Below are 6,267 nucleotides of genomic sequence, written 5' to 3'. Positions count from 1 at the left end.
GTTTGACTGGGGCGGTCGCCTCCCAAAAAGTAACGGAGGCTTGCAAAGGTTCCCTCAGGCTGATTGGAAACCAGCCGTCGAGTGCAAAGGCATAAGGGAGCTTGACTGTAAGACAGACATGTCGAGCAGGAACGAAAGTTGGTCTTAGTGATCCGGTGGTTCCGCATGGAAGGGCCATCGCTCATAGGATAAAAGGTACGCCGGGGATAACAGGCTGATCGCGCCCAAGAGTTCACATCGACGGCGCGGTTTGGCACCTCGATGTCGGCTCATCACATCCTGGGGCTGAAGCAGGTCCCAAGGGTTCGGCTGTTCGCCGATTAAAGTGGTACGCGAGCTGGGTTTAAAACGTCGTGAGACAGTTTGGTCCCTATCTACCGTGGGCGTAGGATAATTGAAGAGGGTCTGCCCCTAGTACGAGAGGACCGGGGTGGACGAACCTATGGTGTTCCTGTTGTCGCGCCAGCGGCATTGCAGGGTAGCTAAGTTCGGAAGGGATAACCGCTGAAAGCATCTAAGCGGGAAGCCTGCCTCAAGATTAGTTATCCCTATGCTTTAGCATCTAAAGATTCCAGGTAGACCACCTGGTTGATAGGCTGGAGGTGTAAGTGCAGCAATGCATTCAGCTGACCAGTACTAATAAATCGTGCGACTTATTTTTCTTCTCTCCCTATAACTTTGCTTATTGCACATCATCTGCGAAGTTTTAAATTTAATTTGTCGGCTCGTGTATTTAGATACACTTCACCAACAAATGAAATTGAAAACTCCACATCTGACGCACACTAAGCAAAGTTATAAAATACGAGCCTGAAGGCTCGTGGGATTAAAAAACTTCTCTATTTCAACCATATATTTTGCTCATCGAGAGCAAGCAAATTTGCTTGCGACCATTGAGGAGAGGTCACACCCGACTCCATTCCGAACTCGGAAGTTAAGCTCTCCATCGCCGATGATACTGCTGGGTAGCCAGTGGGAAAGTAGGTCGTCGCAAGCTTTTATTTTAAAAGGTCCGTTCATTCATTTGAACGGACCTTTTACTTTTTGGGGCTTCGTACATCCTGCCATGTGCGGAGCTTTTTGCGTTATGGACAATTGTGCTTTTAGGGCCTCCGGCGGCCAAAGGGRATAATCCCCTTTGGAATCCCTGACTGATGGAGTTACTACGGTTGATATTGTGACCTCTTCGTTCGCAGGAAGCGGACAGCCGTGTAATCGTACTTTATTGTCCTGTAAATTGTATTGCGTTTAGTTTTTGAGTTTGATAATCAATTTCTGTGCGTGAGCTAAATTAATTCTTAAGCAATTAATTTAGCTTTCCATTTTAGCTTGGCTTAGAGTATACCAGCTGCATGCATAAGTTTTTGTTAATAAATTGCAATCCTTCTCTTGTGGAAGCATTTAAGCATGCAGGATGTGTTGTTGAGTACAATTATGCTCAAGAACAAGTGCTTGATCTTCCTGCCGTACTGGAGGGAATGCAGTTTGTGCCCGACTTAATTTTTCAACAGGAATTTCTGGGTAAGAGGATTCTTCTGGGTGGGCTGAACGAACTAGATTGCATAAAAATTTTCTGGTCTGTGGATACACACATGAATATGCATTGGCATGGATATTATGCTGATCTTTTCGATTGTGTGCTTACTACCCAAAAAAAATTTGTTCCCAAATTACAAAAAGTTTGCGGAGCTGCAGTTAAGTGGATGCCCTGGATGGGGAGTCCTTCAATAGATGCTGCAGACGGAAGACGGATTATTCCCCACACCGGGCGTAAAAATGATCTGACATTTGTTGGCCGGGTTACCAGCCAGAGGCGTTCCAGGATCTGGTTTGTGGATTTTTTGAAGTCCCAATATGATTTGAACCTCGCCGATGGGCTAAGCACCGCCCAGATGATGGAGGTTTACAGGAACACTCGTATTGTTCCCAATGAAGCCCTTTTTGGTGAGGTTAATTTTCGTCTTTTTGAAGCTGCCTCATGCGGGTGCGCTGTAGTTACCCCTGATATCGGGGAGGAGCTTGGCGAGCTGTTTGAGGTAGGGCGTGAAATAGAAGTTTACCATGACGTGCTGGAACTTAAAGATATCCTTGATCGAATGGTAAATGATCCATCCCGGTCCGGTGCATTGGGGCTGGCGGCATATGAGCGGGTCTTAAAGGATCATTCGGCGCAATCAAGGGCTGAATCTATTTTAAGGATTGCAGCTGACACCTGTAAACGAAAGGTCACTGAGCAACGGACGGAATTTTTACTTTGCTTAATTGAATTTTCTCTTGGTGAAACGGGTGATCCCGGTGTTGACTGGGAAAGTCTGCTTAATAGGCTTCTCAGGCTTGAGAGGAGTGACCAGCGGGATGCTGCTTTGCTCAGGATTTTTACGCGTTCCGAGTTAACTGATCCGTTTATGGCAATGATCAGGCCTTTTCTCGATAAAAGTATGGTTAGTAGTGATTGTTATTTTAACATGACGGCTTCTCTTTGTGCTGCTAAGCTCAAGCTGTGGGACGTTGCAAAACATTTCTGGTACGCATACAGGAGCGGTGACAGTCCTGAATCAATCGCCAGACCTGAAAACGAGGTTCATCTGTTAGTGCTCTGGGGGGATGCTCTCCAGAAATGCGGTTTGGGTATACGTTCCGGAGTTGCTTTTGACGAGATCAGGGGTATCCCGTCATGTGCCTCGGATTGCTATTTTGCGGCCTTGTACCGTGATCCATCTGATAAAGAGATCTATCGGCGTCTGGACGGTCTTTTTCGCGGTGTTATGGGGGCGGAGCCAAGCAGACTGGGATTTTTATCCCACCTTTCGCTGCACGATCCTGATGATTGGCGTATAAGTGCTGAAGTAGGGATAAACAATCTCAAAGTTTTCCGGATACATGAAGGACTCACTGAGCTTGATAATGCTCGTGCTGCGGCAGTGCGTTCCGGGCAGGAGCGTTTTTACAAACGAAAAATAAAGATGGAATTACCTTTATATTTCAAGTTGCTTAATTCGTAGAGATGTTTTGGGCAGTCAATGCATGCAAGCATGCGGAGGACAAAGATGTCTGATGTTATTTTTGATGAGCAGGGTTTCTATAACCACCTCGGGGGAGACCGGGAACTCGGATCCGAGATTCTGAATGTGTATGTTGTGGACGCTCCCGAAAGACTGAAAGCTTTGGAGCAGGCTCTGGCAGATGAAGAGCAGGCTTTGGTCATTAAATATTCACACGCCTTGAAAGGCATTTCTGCGACCATTCGCGCCGGTGCAATTGCTGCTCAGGCTGAACGTATAGAACATGCTGCGCGAAAAGGTGATTTTGAAACAGTTCGAAACTGTATGCCGCAGGCTATTTTCCAATTGGATGAGGTTCTGGAGGTTATCCGGAAACATCTCCGGTGATAGTCTGCTTGCCACGAGGCAAACTTCTTTTAAATGCTGCAGAATTGTTACTAATTACATAATTCTTTTTGTTATTAGCTGCATGTTTTAAATGAAATTAATTTCTTAATGTAACGCGATAATCACAAGTAGATCAGGACTAACAGGAGAACATCGGATGTTCAAAAACTTGAAGCTCGGTTTGAAGATTGGCGGGGGATTTGTGGTTGTGCTGGTGCTGACAGCTGTTGTCGGTGCTGTGGGCTGGTACGGACTTTCAAAAGTTGCAGATGAATCCACACGAACCGAAGTGGTCAGCAATGCCGTTACTGACATGTACAATTCAAGATTGATGGTGCTCTATTATACTTTGCGGGGCACCGATGAATACAAAGATAAATTTAACAATTCAATCAATGAAATTGGTCGGAACATTTCCGCAAACAAAAATAAATTTTCAGGCAAGGGGCTACAGGAGGTTAACTCTATCGCCAGCGAGGCCGCTGAATATAATGTGATATTTGAACGGTATGCTAAGCTGGAAAATGAAAAAAATATTGCAGTCTCTAATTGTGTTGCTGCTGTTGGGGATCTTGCAAAGAGTGTAAAGCAGATAGGCGAGCACGCCGCAAGCGCTATGCATAAGGGCATGATTGAGGGAGATACCTCTATTGAGATGCAGAATATATTTGATTCATTCTCAATGATTTCAGAAATTGAGAAAGAATTTATTACCAGTCGTTTTACTTTTTCAAATTATTTGAGGACGGGGAAAGACGAATATATAAAAGAAACCCGTTCCATTTTGAATTCAGTTATCGATAAATGCGGTTTGCTAAGCAGGAACAGCTGGATTGCAGGCAATGATGATTTGGACGTGAACGGTCTTGAAAATGCTGCCCGTACCTACCTTGATGGTTTTAACCTTGTCGTAGATAGAACTAAATCTCAGGGAAAGGAATTGAAAGCCATGGCTGTGGTGGGTGCTGATGCCCTTGAGCAGAGCCAAAGTCTGCTTAACAGCCAGCAGGTTGCGGCTCAGGATGTGATCAGCACCTCTTTTTCCATGATACTGGGCGGTCTGGCTTTGGCTCTTTTGTGTGGTGCCATAATTTCCATCACCGTTACCAAAATCATCACCACTCCCATTCGCAAGGGGGTATCCTTTGCCGAGCACATGGCACAGGGTGACTTTACCAGAACTCTGGATATTGACCAGCGAGATGAAATAGGCGTGCTGGCAGCCGCCCTCAACGATATGGTGGTCAGACTTTCTTCGGTTGTTGCCGAGGTGGGTGTCTCTTCCGAGAATGTTGCTTCCGGCAGTGAGGAGCTTTCCGCTACTGCTGAAAGCCTTTCTCAGGCTTCCACTGAGCAGGCTGCCAATGTGGAGGAAGTCTCCTCTTCCATGGAAGAAATGACAGCAAATATTAGACAGAATGCTGAAAACGCACAACAGACCGAGCAGATTGCCCTGCAGTCCTCTCAGCAGGCGGAAGAAGGTGGCGAAGCCGTCATCAAAGCTGTTGATGCCATGAAAAATATTGCGGAAAAGATTTCCATCATTGAAGAAATCGCCCGTCAGACCAATCTCTTGGCCCTTAACGCCGCCATTGAAGCTGCCCGTGCCGGAGAACATGGTAAGGGATTTGCCGTTGTTGCCGCTGAAGTTCGCAAGCTTGCCGAGCGAAGCGGTGCAGCCGCAGGCGAGATCGGCGAGCTCTCTTCCAGCACTGTGAATGTAGCGGAACGTGCCGGAGAAATGTTGAACCAGCTTGTTCCTGATATCAGGAAGACCGCTGAACTGGTGCAGGAGATTGCCGCGGGCAGCAGCGAACAGCTTTCCGGTGCAGAGCAGATCAACAAGGCTGTGCAGCAGCTTGACCAGGTTACCCAGCAGAATGCTTCCGCTTCCGAGGAAATGGCCTCCACTTCTGAAGAGCTTTCCAGTCAGGCAGAACAGCTGCAGCAGGTAATGAGTTTCTTCAGGGTAAGCAATCATTCCGCACCCAGAGTGCAGGCCCTGCCCGTTTCACGGCAGACTGTAAGGCCGGCACCAGCACCCAAGGCGGCAGCACCGATTGCCCCGGTCAGGGAAGTACAGGCAGAACCGAATCATTCCGCCGGTGTTTCCCTTGATATGGGAAGTGATTTTTCAGACAGTGATTTTGAAAAATTCTGATAAGCACTGGTTGTTTTTGTCTGCTTGGTATATAGTTGCAGCAAATCAGGCTGTTTTTAGATTATAAGGGATGATCAAATTGAGGCAGGTGGAAAGATGAATGCTGAGATAAATAGTACGACTAACCAATATCTGACGTTTACCTTAAACAAGGATATTTATGCGCTGGATATTGCCAGCGTCCGGGAAGTACTGGAACTTACCCCCATTACCAGAATCCCCAGAACTCCCAAGTTCATGCGCGGGGTGATTAATCTGAGGGGGCACGCGGTTCCTGTTGTGGATATGCGCCTTAAGTTCGGTATGAGCAGGACAGAAGATACAATCAACACCTGCATCATTATCGTTGAGGTTTCATTTGACGGCGAGAGTACCGTTATGGGCGCGCTGGCTGATTCTGTGCGGGAAGTAATCGAGTTGACCGAGAGTATGATTGAAGAGCCGCCCAGAATGGGGACCACGATCAAGACCGAATTCATTCGGGGAATGGGTAAACAGGATGATGATTTTGTCATCATTCTGGATATTAACAAAATCCTTTCCGTGGAAGAACTGGCCATGCTCAGAAGCGTGCAGCAGGATTCTCCGTCCTCCGAAGCTGTACCGGAAGTCAACCCGGATCAGGGAATGACTCTCAGTTTGTAGATTCCGGACAAAATGTATAAATAAACCCGCTTTCCTGACAGGAAAGCGGGTTTTTCTTATGTGCTCTCAGTT

The 6,267-nt window shown here is 46.9% G+C and carries 4 protein-coding genes and 2 rRNA genes (1 of these 6 running past the window's edge); all 6 read left to right on the top strand.

All coding sequences use genetic code 11. The features are described 5' to 3' along the window. Positions 1-661 (top strand): 23S ribosomal RNA (locus tag FMR86_RS03895); it begins 2,277 nt to the left of the window's first position. Between the two features lie 221 nt (positions 662-882). Next, a 5S ribosomal RNA gene (gene rrf / locus FMR86_RS03890) occupies positions 883-997 on the top strand. 355 nt (positions 998-1,352) lie between these two features. After that, the gene (locus FMR86_RS03885; protein ID WP_163349768.1) at positions 1,353-3,002 is read left to right on the top strand and encodes a glycosyltransferase; all 1,650 of its coding nucleotides are present in this window, start codon (positions 1,353-1,355) and stop codon (positions 3,000-3,002) included. 45 nt (positions 3,003-3,047) lie between these two features. Next, on the top strand, positions 3,048-3,389 hold the full coding sequence (locus FMR86_RS03880; protein WP_163349767.1) for an Hpt domain-containing protein: 342 nt from the start codon (positions 3,048-3,050) through the stop codon (positions 3,387-3,389). 157 nt (positions 3,390-3,546) lie between these two features. Further along, on the top strand, positions 3,547-5,550 hold the full coding sequence (locus FMR86_RS03875; RefSeq protein WP_163349766.1) for a methyl-accepting chemotaxis protein: 2,004 nt from the start codon (positions 3,547-3,549) through the stop codon (positions 5,548-5,550). A gap of 96 nt (positions 5,551-5,646) precedes the next feature. After that, the gene (locus FMR86_RS03870) at positions 5,647-6,195 is read left to right on the top strand and encodes a chemotaxis protein CheW (RefSeq protein WP_163349765.1); all 549 of its coding nucleotides are present in this window, start codon (positions 5,647-5,649) and stop codon (positions 6,193-6,195) included. Positions 6,196-6,267: the final 72 nt, after the last annotated feature.

The organism is Desulfovibrio sp. JC010 (assembly GCF_010470675.1).
In the GTDB taxonomy this organism is placed as follows: Bacteria; Desulfobacterota; Desulfovibrionia; order Desulfovibrionales; family Desulfovibrionaceae; genus Maridesulfovibrio.
This window is presented reverse-complemented; position numbering and strand designations above follow the sequence as displayed.